Consider the following 483-nt stretch of genomic DNA (forward strand, 5'->3'; position numbering starts at 1 on the left):
CTGGACTGGCGCTCGTTGGGCCTATCTGGCGGTGGTTCTGGATCTGTTTGCACGCAAGCCGGTTGGCTGGGCATTGTCGCTGTCACCAGATGCGGAGCTGGTAAAGAAGGCACTGACGATGGCCTATGAATCGCGAGGAGAGCCGGAAGGGGTGATGTTCCACTCAGACCAAGGCTGCCAGTACACCAGCCTGGGGTTCCGGCAACTGCTATGGCGTTACCGGATGACACAGAGCCTGAGCCGCCGCGGAAACTGCTGGGACAATGCGCCGACAGAGCGTTTCTTTAGGAGTTTAAAAACGGAATGGATGCCAGAGACTGGCTACCAGAGTTTCCCGGCAGCAAAGCAGGCCATTAACGATTACATCATCGGCTACTATAGCCAAATACGGCCACATCAACACAACGGTGGTTTGCCGCCAAGTGTGGCAGAAGAAAAACGGAACGCTCAAAAGACGGCGGCCAAAAATACTTGACCACTACA

At 55.3% G+C, this 483-nt stretch carries 1 protein-coding gene; it reads left to right on the forward strand.

The window, feature by feature from the left end; translation table 11 throughout:
- Positions 1-475: IS3 family transposase (locus Q5Y71_RS17195; RefSeq protein WP_306043292.1), on the forward strand; the 475-nt coding region annotated here is incomplete at its 5' end.
- Positions 476-483 lie beyond the last annotated feature (8 nt).

The organism is Microbulbifer sp. 2205BS26-8 (assembly GCF_030731025.1).
GTDB lineage: Bacteria > Pseudomonadota > Gammaproteobacteria > Pseudomonadales > Cellvibrionaceae > Microbulbifer > Microbulbifer spongiae.